The organism is Rhodococcus sp. T7 (genome assembly GCF_009872365.1).
GTDB lineage: Bacteria > Actinomycetota > Actinomycetes > Mycobacteriales > Mycobacteriaceae > Rhodococcus_F.
In genome coordinates this window covers 23,310-42,904 of sequence record NZ_WXYH01000287.1, presented here as the reverse complement: position 1 = coordinate 42,904, position 19,595 = coordinate 23,310, and the positions used below count along the sequence as shown (strand labels likewise).

Sequence of the window (19,595 nt, the reverse complement as noted above, 5' to 3'; positions counted from 1 at the left end):
GCAGATCGGAGGGCACCCCTCAGGCGCAGGCGGTACCTCCAGAATCGGGTCGTCGCAGATCGGAGGGCACCCCTCAGGCGCAGGCGGTACCTCCAGAATCCCCGGATCGGAACAGCTCACCCCTCCGGGGACACAGATCGGCTGTTGATGGTCGGCAGCAGGGTACGGTGCCGGGTCGAGACTCTCCCCCAACCCTGGGACAGGAAGCTGGGGCATCGTCGGCCACGGCGCGACGGGTTGTTGCCGCACAACATCGGCGGCCACCGAGTGTGGCACCGCGACCGCAAGCGGGGGCCCCGAGAGAAACCCGAAAAACCCGAGAGCGCACACGACCACAAGGGTGGACATCACCATGACCGCCCGCCGCCAGCGGGTAGGTCGGGGCATCTGCCCCACCCCCTCGGGTGCGCGTTCGGTACTTTCAGTCTGCGCCGGTGCTGCGCGCTGGGGCAATACCCGACGCGCACCGAGTTCCTGGCGGACGTGGCGGGTGTGGTGACGGGTTCGCGGCATGGCATCTTCTCGGGTCGAAGTGGTCGACCTTCAGTGTGATGCGCTGGCCGCGGACGAATCATCACCCGCCGGGTGGACCCTTATCACCCCTCGTCGGAAATCGGCACGCCGGTTCGGGTGGGAACCGCACCGCCGACCATGGTGCCGCGCCGACCTGCGGAATTAGACTGGCAACAGGGCGAAGCCTCCGACCGAAAGTCGTGTGCCCGAAATTGCGGGGAGGACGGCTATGAACGCACTGAGCGAACCGACTCTCTGCTATCTCGATGGCGGATACGGCACCCGCGAATTCGTGCTGTCCGTGGACGCACCACGGATCACCGTGGGCCGCTCGGAGAAGGCCGATATCGCGTTGCCCTCGGATCCGAACGTGTCGCGGCTGCACGCCACCATCGAATGGATCGGATCCTACTGGACGGTGACCGACGACGGACTTTCCCGCAACGGCACCTTCGTCAACGGCGACCGCCTCAGTGGGCGCCGACGACTCCACGCCGGTGACGTCATCCGAATCGGATCCTCGTCACTGACCTTCCGCACCTTCATTGCGGCCAGCGGGGAGATGACCGGCACCGCCGACGCCCTGCCCACCCGCGCCGCTCTGACCCCGGCGCAATTCGCGGTCCTGGTGGAGCTGTGCCGGCCCTACAAGAACGACGCAGCCTATGCCCATCCCGCCTCGAACCAGGAGATCGCCGACCACCTCTTCTTGACGGTCGACACGATCAAATGCCATCTCCGCGTTCTCTTCTCGAAGTTCGGTCTCGAGGATCTGCCGAACAACCAGAAGCGCATGCAACTCGTCGCCCGCGCCCGACACAGTGGCATCATCACCACCAGCGATCTGTGAATCCGAGAAAAATCCCTCGACCTTCCGGCTCTCCGGCTCTCCCCGCTCCGTCCGGGGCCGTCACCAATCGGTGCACCGGGAGCCGCGCCGCAGCACCACTAAATGCTGAGGTTGCGGTAGTACGCGCCGAAAACAGGCGCTATAACTGGGTACGCTCTCCGAGGTGGGGATTCGGGGTTCTCGCTGGAGGTGCTGATCAACGAGAACCGACTGCACCTGCTCGGCCTATGGCCCAGGCGTCCACCCCTGGCCCTGTACACACAAGATCGGAATGCCTTCCGGCGTTTGTGAGGCCCTGTCGGTCGAGGGGTCGCATGGTTCGCCAATGTTGTGGACACCGACGATGTCGGCGATGACCCACTCTCCGTCCGGGTAGTAGTCGCGGGAGTAGACGCAGACGATGTCCTCGCCGGTGTTCACGTCGACTCCGACCCGATTTCCTGAGCACCGCTGACCTGTTGCTCCAGGGATGGGTTCGGGCTGAGCTACATCAGAGACGTATGCGACCGTTACGCCGCTGCTGATGGCTGCCGGTGGAGTGGCTGACGCGATGCCGGACCCGAAGGCAATCAGGGGCACGATCGCGGTCGATGCAACGGACGCCGCGCGCAAAAATCTGTTATTCATTGTGTCACTTACTAGTTCATGTACCGGCCTGAGTGCCGAGCGCTGTGGTGGACTTGTTGTGATAACTATTTGCGGGGTATCTCCCGCTCTGTGTACACAATTCTCATCCCTGATACCCGGCGAAACCATCCTCACCAGGGTGGACACGCATCACCCCGGATGATCCTTCTGACGGGCAGCCCGGATTGCCGGAGCCAATACTCAAGTTTCGTGCCAGGAATGCCCGAGGTCAGCGACGGGTTTTCCCGACTCTTTTCCGGGGCGTCGTCGTATCCCCCGCTGACTGTGCAGCGGTGCGGCGTTGGTTCAGGTGCCGGCGCCACGGCCACCTGGTTGCCGCCGTAGTTCCTCGATCGTCTGCTCGGCGGCGCGCAGGGCGGTGGTCAGCGCGTCGACACGGTCGGCGGCCGATTGCCGGACCTCGGCCAGTTGTGCGGCGTGATCGGCGCGCACCTGATCGCGGTCCGCGCGGGACTCGGTGCGCAGGTCGGCGAGTTCCCCGCGAAGACGGTCCACGTCCTCGCGGCTTTCCTGCACGGCGGCTTGCGCTGCAGCGGTCTGCGTCTCGGCGCGGGTCTGGGCGAGCTGAGCCTGGGCCTCGGCGGAAGCGATCCTCTCGTCGGCGTCGGCCTGGATGCGCTCGAGTTCCGCACGTGCCTCACGTTCACGGTTCGCCGCGTTCTCCACGGCGGCAGCGGCCTTGGTCTGGGTCCGCGCCAGTTCCGCGTACGCGTCCTCCGCGGCCGCGTCGGCCTCCTCCCGCGCCTGCTGATGTTCCCGCGCCCGGGCCTCGGCGTCACGGCGGCGCCGTTCCTCCTCGCCCCGCAACCGTTCCGCTTCGGATACTTTCGCGAGCGCCTCGGCGTGGGCCTGATCGACCTCGGCGGCGGCCGCCTCGACATCGGTCACCGAGGCGATCGTCTCGGTCATGGTCGCGAGGAAACCGCGGAGCTCCGCGAGACGGTGGGGCAGCCCCTCGAGCTGCACACCGAGGGTGGCCCGTGCCATCGACACCGGTGCCGTCACCCCACCCTCATCTCCTGCGGCCCCCGGTGGCCCGGCCTGCCCCGTACCGACGGTCGCGAGGCGTCGGCGCTCCTTCCACGCGTTGCCCTTGTTGTGCACCGGGCCACCGGGATCGGCCTGTCCGCAGTACTTCGACGGCCGTCCCGTCTTCGGATCGTCAAGCTTGGGTCGGCTGCACCCACCGGGGAACTCGCACATCCCCCGGCGGTCGCCCCGGGCTTCGATGTCGTTGGTCGTCACCGTACCGATTCTACGGGTTTAGTCGCTTTCGTGTCTTTAGTTTAGTTCAGTTACGTCTCTTTCGTTACCTAAGCGTACGAAAGATACTTAAGGGGCGCACTGAGACCGTGAATGGTCCCGTGTCGGTTCCCCATCTGCTCCACCCACCTCGACGCCACCTCTCAGGACGATGGCGCAGGTCAGGGCACAATCACAGGCTGATCGCGCCGATGCTCGCGACGGCCGGCACGCCCCCGGACGATGACCGTCCGTGGAGCTTCGAAATGACGTACGACGGGTGCCAGTTGCTGGCCTCCGGCGGCGGCGGCCGCGAGCCGGAGCTGTGGACCCGCAATCTCAACATCGTGACCGCCTCCTACCCGGAGGTCGCCGAGGCCCTGTCGACGACCTTCGGCGCCGGCGGGCGCATCGTCCTCGACGGGGGGATCGTGGCCATGGACCGCGGCCGGCCTTCGGGACTCTTGCAGCGCAGACTCTGCGTGGCCCATGCGACGAAACCGCTGCAACGGCGGATCCCTGTGACGTACCTACCTTTTGACGCACTGGTCCGAAACGGCGTAGAACTTCTGCGAGCGCCTTACCTGGACCGGCGGGCGGAGCTGGCCGAACTGGGATCGATCATCGGGAAGATCGGCGGCCTACCGATCACCGTGCCCCCGCACTGGGAATCCCAGACGGGTCGCGTCATGCTGAACGCGGCCCGCTCGGCCCAGATGGAGGGAATCGTCGCAAAGCGCTCGAACTCGCTTTACCTTCCGGGACAACGGAATCGATCGTGGATCAAGACCGCGATCCGGACAAGGGGAACCGTGCTCGCGATCGGGTTCGTCGGCAGCAGCCGGTCGGTGGCCGCACTGGTTCTCGGCGCCTCCACCGCCGACGGACGGCTCAAGCAGGTCGGGCACGTCAGTAGCGGCCTGAGCGGCCTCGGGCTCCACGCCCCGCGGATCATCATTGGCGCCGCGGCCGTTCAGTGGTCTACCCATCCCTACCTCCCATGTCCGTCCTCGAGCTGTCCCGCTGCGGTCACCGCGTCCGGGGGCAGGCGACAACCTGCTCGGTGCCCCACGCGACGCTTGCCCGGATCGCACACGTTCCAACCCGATCACTGGACCGCGCTGTCGCACCCCGCAGGACGGCTGGGGTGCAGACCAGCACCGGCAGCGACGATGCGCCCCGGCCAGCCTCCCGCGCCTCCACGCAAGGACCGCCGCGAATCGGCGCTGATAACCTGCACACCCGGGCACACCGCGACACGATCCCGCAGCTGGTGAGCCTTACCAGCAGGTACCGCCGACACCAGCGGAGCCTAGGAGTGAAGCGATTTCTCGCGGGTATCCCTCAGGAACACTGCGCGCGGGGTCGACGGCCTCGCACACAGTGCAGACTCTCGCGCCGGCTCCCCCTCCCGACCCGAGAGCCGCTCGTCATCCGCGAGCCCCCGGTGACCGACCCTCACCCGGGTTCCGCGGGTGGCCCCGGAAACAGGAAGACCCGAGGGTGCCACCCCCTCCCGTCCGCTCGGCAACGACTGGCTACGTGCCGCGGAGTCACTGATGTCGCCCGTCGCGCGACGACACCGAAAAGGAAGCAGTCGAAGCTATCTTCCCTGCCGAATAAAGCCCTCTCCCTACCCTCAATCACGCCGGAATTCACTTCTTCTGATCAGATACACATTTTCTTCTTTTGATCAGTCGTCCAATTGAAATGAAATGGACTTTCGTTCAAATGGAGATCGAGTTCAATTCCAGCATTTATGAAACGTAAGGCGCTCCTCCGTGCGATACGTAGGTAAGCGGGATCGGTGATCTCGTGAATGAGCCGAACGGGTTCGTGACGGCGACCGCCTGTTCACCACCCTCCCGTTCGCTACAGGAGTCGGGACTCTCAAGGATGAGGTGAGCACGATGAAGAGGAAGATCGCAGTGCGCACGGCCATCGCGTCGGCCGTCATTGCTCCCGCGATCGCGCTCGGGACGGGTACCGCAACTGCGGTGCCGGCACTGAGCGTCGGAGCAACCGGTTCAGGTGAAGTCACTGTCACCGTGCCGGCCGGGGAAAGCTGGACCTGCTTCGGATTCGACTCGGGGTTCAATTTCAAGACGGGCGCCTTCGCCGCAGGTGTAGGCAAGCTGAGCGGCTTCACGAAAGCGTCGAACGTGACCGTCTTCTGCTTCGGTAACCAGGCACCGTTCTTCTTCAGCGGGAGCGTGACTGTGAAATGACCTGACCAACGCAACCAGAGAACGCGTTCCAGCTCAACATCGACACCGAAAGACACCGCCCTCGGCTGGCCCTCAGCCATTTGGGCTTGCCCCCGGCCCGGATTTCCGTGTGCCGGGATCGACGGTGAGGTCAGCGGTATCGGCGAAGACCAGGCGGCCATCGTCGAGGGCGACAGCCCACCGGTGTACTGGCGCCCAGTCGTGCCCGCGTTCGTCCGTATCGGTCAGTTCGGCGTAGTCCGCGACGACTTCACCGGTCACCGCCGGTTTCGTCCGCCGGCGTACCTGGACCCGGGCGGCCACGGCCACCGCGGGGAGCTCAGGCTTCTCCGTGCTCTTCCTCTCAGCCATTCGTCCTCACCTTCCACTCGGCTGCAGATCCGGAGCATAAGCATGACGGACGTCGTAGCCACTGGTTACCGCCACGTTGACACGCCCGGAACAGGGTCCAGAAGCCTGCGTTGCGCATGGCGCATTCGACTTCCACTGCTCTCGATCGTCCCGTGCACAGTCCCGCCGGTCGGCGGGCGTATACCGCGAACAATGGACGACTTGATGACGAGGAGGGAGACGACTGATGCAGAAACTGACGGCGCAGAAGCACCCGCTGAGGATCATTTTCTCAAGTGACTTCGAGTTCAAGATTCCCGAATACCATCGGCCGTCTCGGGAAGGAGACACTCGATCGCGGTGATAGTGAGCCGTACTTCCTCGGCTCGCCTGTCCTTGTCGAGCAGGACGACGCATCTTTTGACGTGATCGATGGTCAGCAGCGCCTATCTACGCTCACCTTGCTCTTCTCGGCCCTCAGAGACCTCGTAGAGGTGAGACGAGTTCGCTCGGAACCTCCAGTGCTAGGGTGCTGGACCCCGGCAACGAGCTCGACGGCATTCCGTCACGCCCGCGACTCCCCGCTAGGTCAGAATTCGATGATGGTGTCCATATAGTTCTGCGAATCGGTGTGGAAGTAGAAAGATCCCTGCGGCTGTTGGGTTTTTGCAACAATCCATCCCCGTTGCGTTGACCCGTGGCGGATGGACTCAAGTTGGGGCTGGTTCTCAGCCAGACAGTCATAGGTTGCCACGTTCGAGGCCGAAGTCGCCTGTGTTCCATCCGGGAGGATTTCGGTCAGTTCCAGCGACCCTGCTGTCATGTAACTGGTGCCTGGATCGAGATCGACGGTGAACTCCAACGCTTGATAATGGGTTCCGTCGGCTCCGCATCTCAGGCCGGTTTCCACTGATTGAAGAGTGATTGTTCCCCGTGTGCTGCCGAGGCTGATACCGGTGCTGTCGCCCGGCTTGAGAATTCGGGACTCCTCCGGGACAGGGGCTGCGCTGTCCGTCAAAGGCACCACCTCGGTGCCCTGGACAAGTTCGGACTCATCACCGGACGAACCGCAGGCCCCGAGGGTTACAGCGCTCATCAACACGACGGCAAAGCGGTAGCTCCTTCGCATTCCAGGACTATATGTGACAATCGGTGCGTACTCCATTGCAGATCCACTCCGACTTCGTCAACTGACCTGTCGATATGTGCGTCTTCCGAAAACGCAACCGACACATGTATATCGAACGAATGACAGACCCGAGACCCGGTCAGTAGTTTAGTACGGAGCCGTCGCCGGTTCCTGCGATGTCGTCGAGGCCATGCCAACTCCTGGGATACCCCAGTTCCTTCGTCAATTCGTGTCGGATAGTTTGAGCCTCAGTACCTTCGAACCAGCGCTTCGATGAGATCGTGAGCCCCGTTCGCGTCTCGATGTGGTCGACGACGATCAGGTTGGAGAAGAGTACGGACGTGTCGTGGTCGACCCAGATTTTGCCCGTGGGGGTGGCGTCTTGGGTCGCCTGCTCCCAACACAGAAACACCCGGGGCCGGGTACTGAGGTAGGTCAGGATCCAATCGCCTTTTCTGTAGTGGCGGTCGACATCCCAGCCTTGGAAAACTTGTTGCTCGCGTGGAGTCCTGATGTCCTCGAGCGCCTCCCACCATGAGGTCCCGGAGCAAATGAACAGACGTTGATCAACTCTGAGCTCGGGCAGCGATGTATCCGGATCGGTCAGCACGCTCGCTCACCTGCCTGACTGTGCGCTCATGTAGTTCCAGATCGCGGCATCGAGTGCGCCGGGGCTGCAGCTCAGCTCGGCCGCGGCCGCGCGCACGACCGCTGCAACCTGGTCGTATGACTTGACCCGTGAGCCGGCGCCGCGCACGAAGGCGGCGATGTGTTGATCTACTGCTATGTGTTTGTTTGATCCGGTCAGGATCGCGATGTAGTCCAGTGTCTTCGGTCCGACGTGTTTGACGCATCGCAGCGCTCTCCGGGTCTCCTGCTCCTGGACGGGCTCGCGGAAGCGGGCGGAGAGCTCGTCGACGGTGTCGATGCCGAGGTCTTCCATCACGGAGACCAGGTCGTAGATCTTCGTGATCTTCGGCGAGCTGCTTCGCCATCTGAGGTACGTCGGCAGATCCTCTGAGTCCAGGCGTGCCCGAAAACCCGCGGTTGTTCTCGCATCAGGCCACTCGTCGTAGACCCTGCGGGCACGGGGCCGGACGGTGGTCGTGTAGCGAGTACGCGGCTGAAGGGCGGCGTCGGTGATGAGCGCACCCATGTGGTCCCACTTGCGTTCGTCCTCGTTCGGTTCGAGTCCCGCCTCGTCCACGAGTTTCAGGACCATGGCCACGTCCTGGCTTTCAGGGGTCATGAACAGATCATCGTCCCGTGGTGCGACAGGGTTACTGACTGCATCGCCGCAGGCCTGAGAGGGAATGCGAACCACCACACGTCCTTCGGCGTTGCGGCCGGACAATACTATTCGCAAAGGTATGCGGGACTGTCCGAGAAAGGCGCATCTACCGAAGTGCGTTATGCAATCGACCTGACCCATGAGGGCCTCATCGCCGCAGTCGATGCGGCACGACGTCCCGGATACCTGTGCCCGTGTTGTTGCGGGCAGGTGCACCTGCGGAGTGGCATGGAGAAGATCGCCCACTTTGCGCACAACCCGGGCGAAGGCACTTCTCTCTGCGAGGAATACCATCCGGGATCTAGCAACTACGGCTATCCCGGAGATCCGTTAGCCGACGGCGGTGTGCCTCTCTACCTGCATCTCGATCCCGACGGTGGGCAGTGGACTCTGTTCATCGAACTCGATCCGCTGTTCTCGAACGAAAGCAGGCGGTCCATGCCGTCACTTCTCGCATTCGACGGAGTCGAACTTCACCGCCCAGGATCTCGCCCTCGCAGAGTGCCGGCTGTCTCACTGTGGCCGGGTTCCGGACGCAGCGCCATGACGGTGACACCGTCACGGCAACGCAGCAAGCTGCGAACGATCAGCCGCTGGGTAACCGGGACCCCCTTGGAACGATGGCGGAGGCAACTCGCGGGGATCGCACCGCACGGCGTCCTGTTCGTTCCCTACCGCGGCGGCACCTTCCGCCGCTACGACTGGTCGACGCCCGTCTACTGGGGCGACCGTGTCATCGTCGTCGGATCCGCACGCTCGGCACCGCCGGCTGCGTTGAACCCCGTGCCACTCCCTGCCGTACCGAATGTTGCCCGTCACTGAAGATGCAGATGATCGCGTCGCTGTAAATGCAGACGGCTTCGGACTGTTTTCGAGGTTTTCGTCGGCATGGTGACGGCGTCGTCGTCACGTTGAAGGCGCGGTCTGCATATTGACGGCTGGATGCGGGCATGCGGATACCCCGCGGAACCGGTTTTCAGCCGCCGCGGGGTGGTGCGAGGAGACGTCCACGGGTGTACATCCCCATCAGAGTCCATGGCGGGTCCTCGAACCCGAACCGTTCACGGGCGTGGAACGCCGCGGCGGCCAGCATTGTCAGTGTGTGATGCAGCGGATTGCGGGTGTTGCGGATGCGACTGAACGCGTCGGCCGCGTACGTGGCGAGGCGCTCACAGCCTTGGGTGTACATCCAGTGCAGGTGCTCGGGCGGGACTCGACGCAACCACCGGCGCACTGTCGATACAGGCCGGTCCAGACGTTCCGCGATGCGCCGGTACCCGAGCCCATTGGCCTTGTGCACCAATGCCGTTCCGATCACTTCGGTGGTGTCGGCACGGCGCACCTGCAGGGCGGTCGGCAACAGCACCTGAGTCTTGCTGCAGCCGGCGCAACGAACACGGGCGGGTCGCACGGTCACCCTGTCGGCGCCGAGCCCGCGCACCGTACGGGTACGGCCGAATCCCCATTTGCGCAGTCCGCCGCCGCATGCCGGGCACGCCATCGCACCCGAGGCCAGGTGCTCGGCGGCGCCCTCGGCGGACAGGATCACGATCACAGGCGGCGGCTCCACTCATAGCTGTTCAGTCTTGACTAGCACACGCCCGCCGCGCCAGGGGCCACCTGGTGTTGAACGGAGGGGCTTTCACCGCCGCCGTCACCCATCGATGCCAATGAACGACCGCACCGTCACTCTGCCGACCAACGATCCCGCGTCATCGACGTCATCTCGGGCACCGCCATCGTCGGCACGTTGGTGATGCAGACGAACGGCCCTCGACCCGGCCACTCATCCGCATAGGGAGTGACGATCACGGGCCCAGTGGTCGTCATTCGAAGCGACGCTCAACAACAGGGCGGTCAGCACCAGGCGGGTTGAGGAACACGCAATCGCCTGGCACGGTCCTATTTTCTGACCGAACTTCCCCGTCCCCACTGTCCCGGACAGCTTTCCGGGAGGACACTACGGAACATGCGGAGCGTGTTCGCGCACCAAGCCATTCTCGTCATGACACCCGAGGCCGATATCGACGCCCCCGGCGCCGCGGTCACGTCCGCGTTATGCACGCACTGGGGTCGTCAGCGGCCCTGCTCGCTGGCCCCCCACCACACCCACGCGAACCGTGACGGCATGGAGGTCCAGATCCGGGTCGTGTTCGCCGTCGACCCGGCCCACGAATGCGCCGTCCGGTGCCGCATCGAGCGAGCGCTGGCCACCGGCCAGCTGTGCGGGCCAGGCACCGCCAACACCCAATTGCAACTGCGCAGCTGCGCCCCCGCCGCCCCGACCGCGGAAGAAGCCGCGCAGGTCACCAGCCAGTTTCATCACACAGGATGAGTCACCCGGCGCCCGCCCCGTTGAGGATGAATGCTGTCCGACACAATCCGGGGTTCGCGAAACTTCAGAGCATGACAGCGGCCGACTCGCACTGTGCTGGTCACCGAGACCGTGATGTGCTCGCCCTCGCCGACGTTCCGCCCGGTCGAAGCCCTAGCGAAGGTCGGACCAGAAGGCTGCGGGTTTACGATCGCCGGGGTTCTGGATCGGCAGGGTTACCAGTAGAACGCCGGTATTGCATTAGATGACCGATCATCACAGCTGTGTTGCCGAGTTGGTGTGACAGGATCACCGATCCGCCAGGCCCTCGTCCGTCAGTACGCCACGACACCCAGAACCAGAGATTCTTTTTGGAGGTCCGAGTAATCTTCAGCTCATCCGACAGCGTCTCTGGCACAGGGGGCCTGATGTCACTCGACTACCTTAGTGAAATCATCAGGTCAGTTGATGTCGAGAAGCTCGCCCAGAAAGCCACAGTCAAAGCGGCCACCACCGCCGCCACCAAACTTGTCAATGAGGCGATTTTCGCCAGGGCAGCACAGAAAGAACTTGAGGGTGCGTTCGTCAGTGGGCTCGCCGTGGCCGCCGAACGAGCCCGAATGACCGACCCCGACGAACAGCTGATGTGGTGGTCAGAACACGGCCGCACCTTCTTCGAGCCCTTCGAATCGAACAAGAACATCATCGCAGTCGTGTCGCGATGCGCGATGGCTCACGCGGACTCCGCAGAGATCAAGGGGTTGCTCCACGACGCTCTCACGCTGTCCGGAAACGATCCCCCGAAGTTCGAAGCCGACCACCAAATCGACCTCGATCACTTCGCTGACATCCTGCCCACCTGCATCATCGACGCTATTATTTACACCGGTTCCGGTCCATCGAGCAGGCTCACTGGCCAAGCGCAGCTCGCGGTACTCGCGAGACATGCCGCCCAGCTGTCTGAATCCAACATTCCCCCGCTCAGTTCACGCGACGTGCGGGGCCAGCTCACACAGTGGTGTACTCGTGAAGCCGCCAGACATCGCAAGAACCTCTCCAGACTGCCTTACCTCAGGAACCACCCCGACCCCACTCGCCTCGATGTAGAGGCAACGACACGCGTCGGACTCCGGAGGAGAACTCTTGAGACCGATGATGTCTATGCGCCAGCGGCAGGACGTTTTACAACCTCAGACGCCCACACCGCGACATACGCGAACGTCACCGACAACAGTAATCAAGTTGTAGTTCTCGGTGATCCCGGTGCGGGCAAGTCCTGGGTCACGCAGATGCACGCAATACGCCTAGCCGACGCCGCGGCGCTCAAGCTCGCCGATCCCCAGGTTGATCCTGACGGAATCGATATACCACTCTCCGTCCGATGTGACGCCATCGCCGCCGCCGTCGGTGGCGATCTCCCGGAGGCCGCCACCGCGGTGCTCGCCCAGCTTGACACCGCCATGACCGCCGGTTTGCGGCGCTGGCTCCAAGAACACTGCCGCAGCGGACCGACAACGTACTTGCTGGACGCCCTCGACGAAACCCCCGCTGACGCCCGGGACGCGGTCATCAGGATGATCGACGATCAGACGAATTCCGTCGCGCGCACCATCGTCACTTCCCGAATCGCGGGTTACAGCAGCGGACTGCTCGACCCACAGACGTGGACTGAGGTCGAACTGCTCCCCTTCACCGACCCGCAAGCGTATATCGCGTCCTGGCACCTCCACGTCGACCGAGAACATGAACTGAAACAGCGACTCCAAACCGCGGCACTAGCCACGATGGCACAGATTCCCCTTCTGCTCGCGCTTCTATGTCATCTCGCGTCCGATCCGGAAGAGCGGCTCCCGCGGACACGCGCAGAAATCTACAGTCGAATTCTGCGCCGATTCCTTCGCCGGGAGCACCGGGCGTTCACGGGCGCCGTAACTGCATCGCTTCCTAGTGATCCCCACGAGCGTGAGCGGCTACTCCTGGACATCCTTCGGCCGCTGGCATTCAAGATTGCCGACAGTCCGGACGGGTGGCTCGACCGCATTCCAGACACAACCCTGCAGGCGCACCTCGCGTCGATCCAGCTGCCGGCAAACATCTCAACTGCCGCCGCAATCACGATCCTCTCGAATGACGCCGGAGTGCTTGTACCCGACGGAGACACCCGGGAGGGCCGAAACCCGCCCTTCTTGTTCGTGCACCGCACCTTCGCCGAATACCTCGTCGCCGAACACCTTGCTATCCATCAAAACCTCATCGATGATTGCCTCGACGCTCGTCTTTACCTCGAACCCTCCTGGCGCGAGGTATGGATTCTCGTCGCCTGCCTTGCACCCGCAGGGGTCATGTCCAAACTCGTCGATCGAAGACCGGATCCACTTCACATCGCCTTGTCGACTGCGGCAGCTGCGGTCGCCGAGTTCGACGATGACTTGCGGGGGAAGGTCTCTCGCAGTATTGGCTCACTACTCGCAGAATCGTCGACCCTCCTTCGGCATCCCACCGCACACCGAGAGGTACGCAAGACTGCCGCACTGGCGCTCGGATATGTGGGAGGTCGGGCCGCGATTGAAGTTCTGTCCCAAACACTCAACCAGGACGCCGATCTGGATGTCCGTTGGTGGGCAGCGGACGCGCTCGGCCGCATCGGAGGATCGGACGCGATCGAAGTCCTATGCCGGATGCTCATCCACCCCGATCCACGTCTTCAGATGTCCACCGTAGGGGCGCTCAGGTATGTGGGCACTCGGGCCGTGATCGACGTCCTGTCCCAGACACTCAACCAGGACACAGATCTGGACGACTACTGGCGGGCTGCGGACGCGCTCCACCGTTTCAGACCAGATGGGATCGACATTCTGCGCCAGACGCTCATCCACCCCGACACCGACCTTAGCCTCCGTGAGACGGCCGCGGGGGCTCACGCCAGAATCGGCGGACCGGACATTATCGACGTTCTACGCCAGACACTCACCGACCCCAAAGCCAGCCCGCAGGTCCACTGGCGGGCCGCAGACCTGCTCTGCCTAATTGACGACGGACCGGACACGATCGACGTTCTACGCCAGACACTCACCGACCCCAAAGCCAGCGCGGACCTCCGTGAGACGGCCGCGGGGGCTCTCGGCAGAATCGGCGGACCGGACACGATCGACGTTCTACGCCAGACACTCACCGACCGTGACACCGACCTGAGCGTCCGCAGGGTGGCTACAGCGTCACTCGGCGGAATCGGCGGACCAGAGGCGATCGACGTTCTACGCCAGACACTCACCGACCGCAACACCCATCTGGACCTCCGCGGTACGGCCGCATTGGCGCTCGGCACAATCGGCGGACCAGAGGCGATCGACGTTCTACGCCAGACGCTCACCGACCCCAACACCGACCTGATTATCCGCCGGGTAGCTGCATCGGAGCTCGGCGAAATCGGCGATCCGGAGGCGATCGACGTTCTACGTCAGACACTCACCGACACCGACTCGGACCTCCGCTGGCGGGCAGCCTATCTGCTCGGCAAAATCGGCGGACCAGAGGCGATCACAACCCTGCGTCGCATTCTCACCGACCCCAACACCCACCCGATTGTCCGCCGGTCGGCAGCAGAGGCGCTCGGCAAAATCGGCGGACCAGAGGCGATCACACCCCTGCGTCGCATTCTCACCGACCCCAACACCGACTCGAACCTCCGCAAGTCGGCAGCTGAGGCGCTCGGCAAAATCGGCGGACCAGAGGCGATCACAACCCTGCGTCGCATTCTCACCGACCCCAACACCGACTCGAACCTCCGCAAGTCGGCAGCAGAGGCGCTCGGCAAAATCGGCGGACCAGAGGCGATCACAACCCTGCGTCGCATTCTCACCGACCCCAACACCGACTCGAACCTCCGCAAGTCGGCAATAGAGGCGCTCGCGCATATCGGTGGCTACGAATTCGCCGAATGGCTGGTCGAATATGTTCAAGGCGGTGACATCGATCCGATTGTGATTGGCCCTGTCTTCGTCTACTTTCGCTCCGAGCCGGTCCACAGGGACCTGAGGTCGCCGCTGATCCAGGCCCTAATCTTACTTACGCAGGTCGCTGACGACGATCCAGTTCAAACTCGGCGGACGCGCCACCACGGCATGTGAGGTCTTCGTGGGGCGCGACATTGCATTACAATGCGGCGCGGGTCAGGTCCGCGGCACCGAGCCGGGGTCAGCCGACCGGATGCTTCAAATGCGGGTGGTCCCTTCGGCGTCGAGCGATTGGTAGCTGCCGACATAGAAATGCACCGGGTACGACAGACAGGTGCGCACCGGCGAGACGGTGCCCGAGGACTACACGTCGATCTTCTCCCCATTCCTGTGGAAAGTGCGCGGCGATGACGGTGTCGTGATCGACGAAGCGGCAATGGAAGAGGACGCGTCATATTGCCTCAGCGTCGAGGGCATCTGAACACACCGGATGGACAGTGCACCCCTCGCGCAGGAGAGCGCCGTGGTCACCGATCCTCCTGCCAAGATCGGGCTCGCCCGATGGGTGGTGATCAACGGCTGCCGTCGCCTGGCCGCCGCCGAAAACTTCGGCCGCCCCAACCTCGACATCATCGTCAAAGACGAAGTCGCCAAGGACCGGGAGACCCTGCTCGCCGCGGCGGTCATCGAGAACGTCGGCCGCCGCGACTTCGACGTCATCGAAGAAGCCAAGGCCGTCGAACTCCTGATCGGCGAGTGCGGAACCGTCGAGAAGGCCGCCATGAAACTCGCGAAGTCCAAGGGCTGGATCTCCCAGCGACGGGCCCTGCTACAACTCACCCCCGAACTCCAAACCGCCCTCCGTAACGGCGAACTCGCCGTCCGCACCGCCCGCTCTCTCGCACAGGTACCACCCGAGGCCCATGTCCAAGCCTGGGTCGCCGAACAACAGCGGGAACACACGAAGCCCGATCCCGATCCCGCACCTGAATCCGAAACCAATTGCCGGCAAGACCTCCCGTTACCGCAGCGAAGGTCAAGCGTGCCTTCCGCCGCCTGGAGGCTGACCCGACTACGCTCGCTGACGCCCTGGTCGACTACCTCGACGCCGACGGACTGCGAACACTCATCCAGGCACTCACCAATCGACACTGACTCGGGCGACCTACCGGTGCCGAAATCCTCTGCTGGAAGCGTTAGGTCGTGCGGCCTAACGCTTCCAACGACGACTGCACCCTTTCGTCGACTGCCATACGTCCTACCCACTCAAGAGAGTGAACAGTGGTTGACGGTCGCGGTCATTCGCATCATGGGCTGTTACCGAGTCCGGCCGACAAGGCAAAACGGGCTGAGCGCCATTCTGCGGTCACCAGGGTCCGTTTTGGCCATGGACATACCGGTACACCGGATAACGGCGCTCCACGACGAACCTACGGCTGGTCATTCGCCCAGAACCGTTCGTTTTAGATGTGCGGTTGAAAAGTCCGGTATAGCGCGCCGGATAGCGAACGATGTAGGTCGTCTGGGCAATCTTGCGGCGTCGTGCAAACTTCCCCGGACAGCAGTATCCCCGGGAGACACAGGGTCTTCCCGGGGATACGTGATCGTTGCGCCGCCGGTGCTAGTGGTGTGTCTCGCAAATAAATATGGATTGATTCGATAGAATCCGTGCATGAGGAATCCGGTACCCGCTTTGCAGATTTCCGATGGGCAGCGTGTTGTGCTCGAGTCGTTGGCGCGGTCCCAGACGGGTGCGCACCGGGAGGTGGTGCGGGCCAAGGCGCTGTTGATGGCATCCGACGGTGTGGCCAACACGGCTATCGCGCAGGCGTTGTCGGTATCGCCGGGATCGGTGGCGAACTGGCGGACACGGTTTGCCGAGGATGGCATGGCGCGGTTGGGCGAGGTGCGCAAGGGTCGAGGTCGCAAGCCCTCGATCCCGCAGGAGAAGATCGACGAGATCGTGGACCTGACGCAGAACTACCGCCCGAAAGGCGAGACTCATTGGAGTTGCCGGACGATGGCCGAGCATGTCGGAGTCTCGAAGGACACGGTCCAGCGCGTGTGGTCCGCTCGTGGACTCAAGCCGCACCGGGTCGAGACGTTCAAGCTGTCGAATGATCCGCGATTCGAGGACAAGCTCGTCGACGTCGTCGGTCTGTATCTGAACCCGCCCGAGCGGGCGATCGTGTTGTGTGCGGACGAGAAGTCGTCGGTGCAGGCCCTCGACCGGACGCAGGCCTCGCTCCCGATGATCAAGGGCCGCGGCGAGACGATGACCCATGACTACAAGCGTCACGGCACCACCACCTTGTTCGCCGCGCTCGACGTCCTTACCGGCAAGGTGATCGGCCAGTGCCTGCCGCGCCACCGCCATCAGGAGTTCCTGCGATTTCTGCGCACCATCGACCGTGAGGTGCCCAAGGACTTGGAAATCCACCTGATCCTGGACAACTACGCCACCCACAAACACGAGAAGGTCCGGGCCTGGCTCGACAAGCATCCACGGTTCCACCTGCACTTCACTCCCACCTCCTCCTCATGGCTCAACCTCGTCGAACGTTGGTTCCGAGAGCTGACCGATAAAGCTCTGCGACGCGGGGTCTTTCACTCCGTACCGCACCTCATCGCCTCGATCGAGGAATACCTCGACGCCCACAACGAAAACCTCCGACCCTACGAATGGACCGCGACCGCCGAATCCATCCTCGCCAAGGTCGCCCGCGGCCGCGTCGCACTCGAAAAGATCAGCTAAATCAGAGACACACCACTAGCTGGTGCGGCGGCGGCCGTCCGACGGCAGCAGCTCTTCGAGCCGATCGTTGTACTTCTCGTTGTCGGCGATCGCCTCGAGGCCCAGTTTGACCAGGGCAATGACCATTCCGTTGTCCGATGGGCGGCGACCGAGTCGGCGCTTACGCTCCCTCTTGTTCCGGTCGCCGTACCAGTCGTCGCAACCGTCCTGGAACAGAGCCTCGACATCGCTGGACCATTCGACGCTCTTGCGCAGCTTGTCGGTCGACTCCGTCGCGGCGGGCTTAGGTGCCTTCTTCGCGGCCGGCTTCTTCGCCGGTGCGGCAGGCGCTTCGGGCGTCGCCTCCGGAGTGGGCACTGATGTCAGGGGTGAGGCCGTGGTTTCCTCTGCGGGCGCGGTCTGGGTGGCGGCCGCGACGGTCGCGGGCGACGGTGGCGCTGTGTCACCGAAACGGCTCGGGCGGGCACTCTGCAAAGCCATCAGTGGACTCCCTCAGGGGTAGAGACCATCGCGGCCTCGGGATTGAACTTCAGGGGCGATTCGAACAGGACCTCCCGCATCACCGGGGGCATCGGCTCAGCTTCCAGCTTCGCGATGACGTCCTCGTAGCGCGTCGGCACCAGCAACGCCATCAGGTTCAGCGAGTGCCGCATGTAGGCGGAGATCAAGCGGAATTGGTTCTCCGTTCCGACCTTCGGCTCCCCCACCACGGTGTACAGGCCGGGCAGCACACTCGCGACGGATTCTCCCCGGGAGTTCGCTGCCGCCACGAATGCAGCTTCGGTGATCGCCGGTGTCCACACACCGGAGGCGAACTCCGCTCTGGGGTCGTCCTCCGGGAATCCGGAGTCGGCCCAGATCGTCGAGACCCAGTCGACGGTCTCCTGCATGCCTGTCTTGTGTTCGCTGGTGCGGTTGACCTTGGTGAACACCACGCCAGCCGAGGCCAGCGGGTGCCGCCACGCCTCCGCGAACTGCCGGACAGCCCTCACACCGTCCGCGAAGCCGACCGTACCGAGCATCTCGGGGTGCGCCGGGAAGATCGCCCACCCGGACGAGAGGATCGACAGCTCGGTGGTGGCGCCCGAGGACGGCGGGCAGTCGATCAGGACAATGTCGTAGTCGTCGGACAGACCGGATTCGTGCAGGCCCTTCCACATCCGGAGGTGTGAGGCTGCCGGCTTTTCGTCGGAGATCGCCTGGAGCGTCCCACCTGGTGACGGGATGACGTCGATCCTTCCGCCGGCGATGAGTGCGCCGCCGAGCTTCCAGGATCGGGTCGTGTCAGGCTGCCATGCATCCGCCGCGGTGTGCACGCACAGGCTCGGGTCAACGTCACCTTTGATGAGGTCGGCAACCGAGTACGGGTGCTCTGCGGTCGGCGCGGTCCCGGTGAGGGTGGTCATGCCGCGGCTGGTGTCGGCGTCGGCGACCAGGACCTTGAATCCGAGGTTCGCGAGGAACATGGCGTACTGGGCTGTGGTGGTCGTCTTGGCGACGCCTCCCTTCTGGGAGGTCGTCGAGCAGGTCTTGTCGAGCGCGGCGTCGGCCTGCTCGCGGGTGAGGGTGGTCATCGTGCCCCTCCCCCACTTGCGCGGCCGACGGGCTGCGACATCGGTGAATGCTGCATCGCGGATCCGTTCTGGTGGTTGTTTTGTGGTGCGAGAACCGTAAAACCCAGGTTCTCCACGACATCCGGGGTTCACAGGTGCTGGTGGTAGCGCGTTACACCTGTGACTCCTGGGATACGTGCGCACAAAGGGTAACGCGTGGGTTCAATAATTCCCGGGATTGACGCAGTCTGTATGAGCAGCGTGATACCCACTCCTCCCCCATTCCGGTCAATTCGCGCTGGTCACAGGACTCTCGGGTTGGCTGCGATTCATGCAACTCCCCTGTTCCCCACGTTTCGCGTGTCGCGCGGGAATTCCGCTTATCACGCCAAGTGCTGAACTCCCCAAACCCACAGGACTCCCCCATTTGGTGTCTTTGACATGAAGCCCGTGATATCGGTGATACCCGCGTATCCCATCTGTCCCCCACAAACGTGACTCCTGTATCTCGCGTTTGTCGGGTGGCTAGCAGGAATCCCACTTCTCCATCTATTCGCGTATGAAGCGTCTGGCCCACCGTAAGCGTGGATACCGCGGAACCTGTTGATCCTATGCTTCATGTCTTCGCCGGGTGTTCCGTCAGATGCGTGGTACCCGGATGACCCGTCGTGGGGTGGTTATGCACATGTCCAATCAGTGACATGAAATGCACCGTGAACTGATTACACAGGTATCGCCCATGAAGCGGGTTTGGCGTTCCATCCGTTGAACGGGCGTTATGCAGGACTA

Annotated in this window: 17 protein-coding genes and 1 pseudogene; 10 read left to right on the top strand and 8 right to left on the bottom strand. The window is 63.4% G+C overall.

Features of this window, described 5'->3' with window-relative positions; genetic code table 11:
* The first annotated feature begins 742 nt into the window (after window positions 1-742).
* Window positions 743-1,363, top strand: a complete 621-nt coding sequence (locus MLGJGCBP_RS23455; protein WP_160098405.1) for an FHA domain-containing protein — start codon at window positions 743-745, stop codon at window positions 1,361-1,363.
* A 933-nt stretch (window positions 1,364-2,296) separates the two neighbouring features.
* Here MLGJGCBP_RS23455 and MLGJGCBP_RS23450 read toward each other — a convergent pair.
* Complete coding sequence (locus tag MLGJGCBP_RS23450; protein ID WP_236581311.1) at window positions 2,297-3,256, bottom strand: hypothetical protein; 960 nt, start codon at window positions 3,254-3,256, stop codon at window positions 2,297-2,299.
* Between the two features lie 209 nt (window positions 3,257-3,465).
* Between MLGJGCBP_RS23450 and MLGJGCBP_RS23445 the strand changes: the two genes are divergently transcribed.
* Together MLGJGCBP_RS23445 and MLGJGCBP_RS23440 are read left to right on the top strand one after the other, a co-directional pair.
* Complete coding sequence (locus MLGJGCBP_RS23445) at window positions 3,466-4,530, top strand: ATP-dependent DNA ligase (protein ID WP_160098403.1); 1,065 nt, start codon at window positions 3,466-3,468, stop codon at window positions 4,528-4,530.
* Between the two features lie 633 nt (window positions 4,531-5,163).
* Window positions 5,164-5,481 carry a hypothetical protein gene (locus MLGJGCBP_RS23440; RefSeq protein ID WP_160098401.1) on the top strand — a complete coding sequence of 106 codons (318 nt, stop codon included), beginning with the start codon at window positions 5,164-5,166 and terminating at the stop codon, window positions 5,479-5,481.
* Between the two features lie 72 nt (window positions 5,482-5,553).
* On the opposite strand, the gene MLGJGCBP_RS23435 is transcribed toward MLGJGCBP_RS23440, so the two are convergent.
* Window positions 5,554-5,832: a hypothetical protein gene (locus MLGJGCBP_RS23435; protein ID WP_160098399.1), complete on the bottom strand. Its 279-nt coding sequence runs from the start codon at window positions 5,830-5,832 to the stop codon at window positions 5,554-5,556.
* 275 nt (window positions 5,833-6,107) lie between these two features.
* Between MLGJGCBP_RS23435 and MLGJGCBP_RS53785 the strand changes: the two genes are divergently transcribed.
* Window positions 6,108-6,428 (top strand): GmrSD restriction endonuclease domain-containing protein, encoded by a 321-nt coding sequence (locus MLGJGCBP_RS53785; RefSeq protein ID WP_160098397.1) that lies wholly within the window; start codon window positions 6,108-6,110, stop codon window positions 6,426-6,428.
* Here the strand turns inward: MLGJGCBP_RS53785 and MLGJGCBP_RS23425 are convergent.
* The 3 genes from MLGJGCBP_RS23425 to MLGJGCBP_RS23415 form a co-directional block, all read right to left on the bottom strand.
* Entirely contained in the window at window positions 6,401-6,976 is a 576-nt protein-coding gene (locus tag MLGJGCBP_RS23425) for a hypothetical protein (RefSeq protein ID WP_160098395.1), read from the bottom strand. The genes MLGJGCBP_RS53785 and MLGJGCBP_RS23425 overlap by 28 nt on opposite strands.
* A 103-nt stretch (window positions 6,977-7,079) precedes the next feature.
* Entirely contained in the window at window positions 7,080-7,550 is a 471-nt protein-coding gene (locus MLGJGCBP_RS23420) for a hypothetical protein (RefSeq protein WP_160098393.1), read from the bottom strand.
* A 6-nt stretch (window positions 7,551-7,556) separates the two neighbouring features.
* Window positions 7,557-8,189, bottom strand: a complete 633-nt coding sequence (locus tag MLGJGCBP_RS23415) for a hypothetical protein (RefSeq protein ID WP_160098391.1) — start codon at window positions 8,187-8,189, stop codon at window positions 7,557-7,559.
* A gap of 156 nt (window positions 8,190-8,345) precedes the next feature.
* On the opposite strand from MLGJGCBP_RS23415, the gene MLGJGCBP_RS23410 reads away from it, so the two are divergent.
* The gene (locus MLGJGCBP_RS23410) at window positions 8,346-9,053 is read left to right on the top strand and encodes a competence protein CoiA family protein (protein WP_160098389.1); all 708 of its coding nucleotides are present in this window, start codon (window positions 8,346-8,348) and stop codon (window positions 9,051-9,053) included.
* 154 nt (window positions 9,054-9,207) lie between these two features.
* Here the strand turns inward: MLGJGCBP_RS23410 and MLGJGCBP_RS23405 are convergent, their stop codons facing one another.
* A complete protein-coding gene (locus MLGJGCBP_RS23405) occupies window positions 9,208-9,786 on the bottom strand; it encodes a helix-turn-helix domain-containing protein (RefSeq protein WP_201453179.1) in 579 nt (192 codons plus the stop codon).
* A 414-nt stretch (window positions 9,787-10,200) separates the two neighbouring features.
* Here MLGJGCBP_RS23405 and MLGJGCBP_RS23400 point away from each other — a divergent pair, with 414 nt between their 5' ends.
* From MLGJGCBP_RS23400 to MLGJGCBP_RS23380, 5 genes and pseudogenes are all read left to right on the top strand, one after another.
* Window positions 10,201-10,566 carry a hypothetical protein gene (locus MLGJGCBP_RS23400; protein WP_160098387.1) on the top strand — a complete coding sequence of 122 codons (366 nt, stop codon included), beginning with the start codon at window positions 10,201-10,203 and terminating at the stop codon, window positions 10,564-10,566.
* A 407-nt stretch (window positions 10,567-10,973) separates the two neighbouring features.
* Window positions 10,974-14,672: a HEAT repeat domain-containing protein gene (locus tag MLGJGCBP_RS23395; protein ID WP_160098385.1), complete on the top strand. Its 3,699-nt coding sequence runs from the start codon at window positions 10,974-10,976 to the stop codon at window positions 14,670-14,672.
* Between the two features lie 160 nt (window positions 14,673-14,832).
* Window positions 14,833-14,979 carry a hypothetical protein gene (locus MLGJGCBP_RS23390; protein WP_160098383.1) on the top strand — a complete coding sequence of 49 codons (147 nt, stop codon included), beginning with the start codon at window positions 14,833-14,835 and terminating at the stop codon, window positions 14,977-14,979.
* A gap of 63 nt (window positions 14,980-15,042) precedes the next feature.
* Window positions 15,043-15,653, top strand: a pseudogene (locus MLGJGCBP_RS54355) (ParB/RepB/Spo0J family partition protein); the annotation flags it as partial.
* Window positions 15,654-16,170: 517 nt separating this feature from the next.
* Window positions 16,171-17,253: an IS630 family transposase gene (locus MLGJGCBP_RS23380; RefSeq protein ID WP_160098381.1), complete on the top strand. Its 1,083-nt coding sequence runs from the start codon at window positions 16,171-16,173 to the stop codon at window positions 17,251-17,253.
* A 15-nt stretch (window positions 17,254-17,268) separates the two neighbouring features.
* On the opposite strand, the gene MLGJGCBP_RS23375 is transcribed toward MLGJGCBP_RS23380, so the two are convergent.
* Together MLGJGCBP_RS23375 and MLGJGCBP_RS23370 are read right to left on the bottom strand one after the other, a co-directional pair.
* Window positions 17,269-17,733, bottom strand: a complete 465-nt coding sequence (locus MLGJGCBP_RS23375; RefSeq protein WP_160098379.1) for a hypothetical protein — start codon at window positions 17,731-17,733, stop codon at window positions 17,269-17,271.
* The gene (locus tag MLGJGCBP_RS23370) at window positions 17,733-18,827 is read right to left on the bottom strand and encodes a ParA family protein (protein ID WP_160098377.1); all 1,095 of its coding nucleotides are present in this window, start codon (window positions 18,825-18,827) and stop codon (window positions 17,733-17,735) included. Before MLGJGCBP_RS23370 ends, MLGJGCBP_RS23375 begins: the two co-directional genes overlap by 1 nt.
* Between the last annotated feature and the right edge of the window lie 768 nt (window positions 18,828-19,595).

Excerpts from the sequence above, each read along its gene's own strand:
- MLGJGCBP_RS23455 (WP_160098405.1), top strand. The coding sequence starts at position 743 with ATGAACGCACTGAGCGAACCGACTCTCTGCTATCTCGATGGCGGATAC.
- MLGJGCBP_RS23445 (WP_160098403.1), top strand. The coding sequence starts at position 3,466 with ATGCTCGCGACGGCCGGCACGCCCCCGGACGATGACCGTCCGTGGAGC.
- MLGJGCBP_RS23440 (WP_160098401.1), top strand. The coding sequence starts at position 5,164 with ATGAAGAGGAAGATCGCAGTGCGCACGGCCATCGCGTCGGCCGTCATT.
- MLGJGCBP_RS23435 (WP_160098399.1), bottom strand. The coding sequence starts at position 5,832 with ATGGCTGAGAGGAAGAGCACGGAGAAGCCTGAGCTCCCCGCGGTGGCC.
- MLGJGCBP_RS23425 (WP_160098395.1), bottom strand. The coding sequence starts at position 6,976 with ATGGAGTACGCACCGATTGTCACATATAGTCCTGGAATGCGAAGGAGC.
- MLGJGCBP_RS23415 (WP_160098391.1), bottom strand. The coding sequence starts at position 8,189 with ATGACCCCTGAAAGCCAGGACGTGGCCATGGTCCTGAAACTCGTGGAC.
- MLGJGCBP_RS23400 (WP_160098387.1), top strand. The coding sequence starts at position 10,201 with ATGCGGAGCGTGTTCGCGCACCAAGCCATTCTCGTCATGACACCCGAG.
- MLGJGCBP_RS23395 (WP_160098385.1), top strand. The coding sequence starts at position 10,974 with ATGTCACTCGACTACCTTAGTGAAATCATCAGGTCAGTTGATGTCGAG.
- MLGJGCBP_RS23380 (WP_160098381.1), top strand. The coding sequence starts at position 16,171 with ATGAGGAATCCGGTACCCGCTTTGCAGATTTCCGATGGGCAGCGTGTT.
- MLGJGCBP_RS23375 (WP_160098379.1), bottom strand. The coding sequence starts at position 17,733 with ATGGCTTTGCAGAGTGCCCGCCCGAGCCGTTTCGGTGACACAGCGCCA.
- MLGJGCBP_RS23370 (WP_160098377.1), bottom strand. The coding sequence starts at position 18,827 with ATGACCACCCTCACCCGCGAGCAGGCCGACGCCGCGCTCGACAAGACC.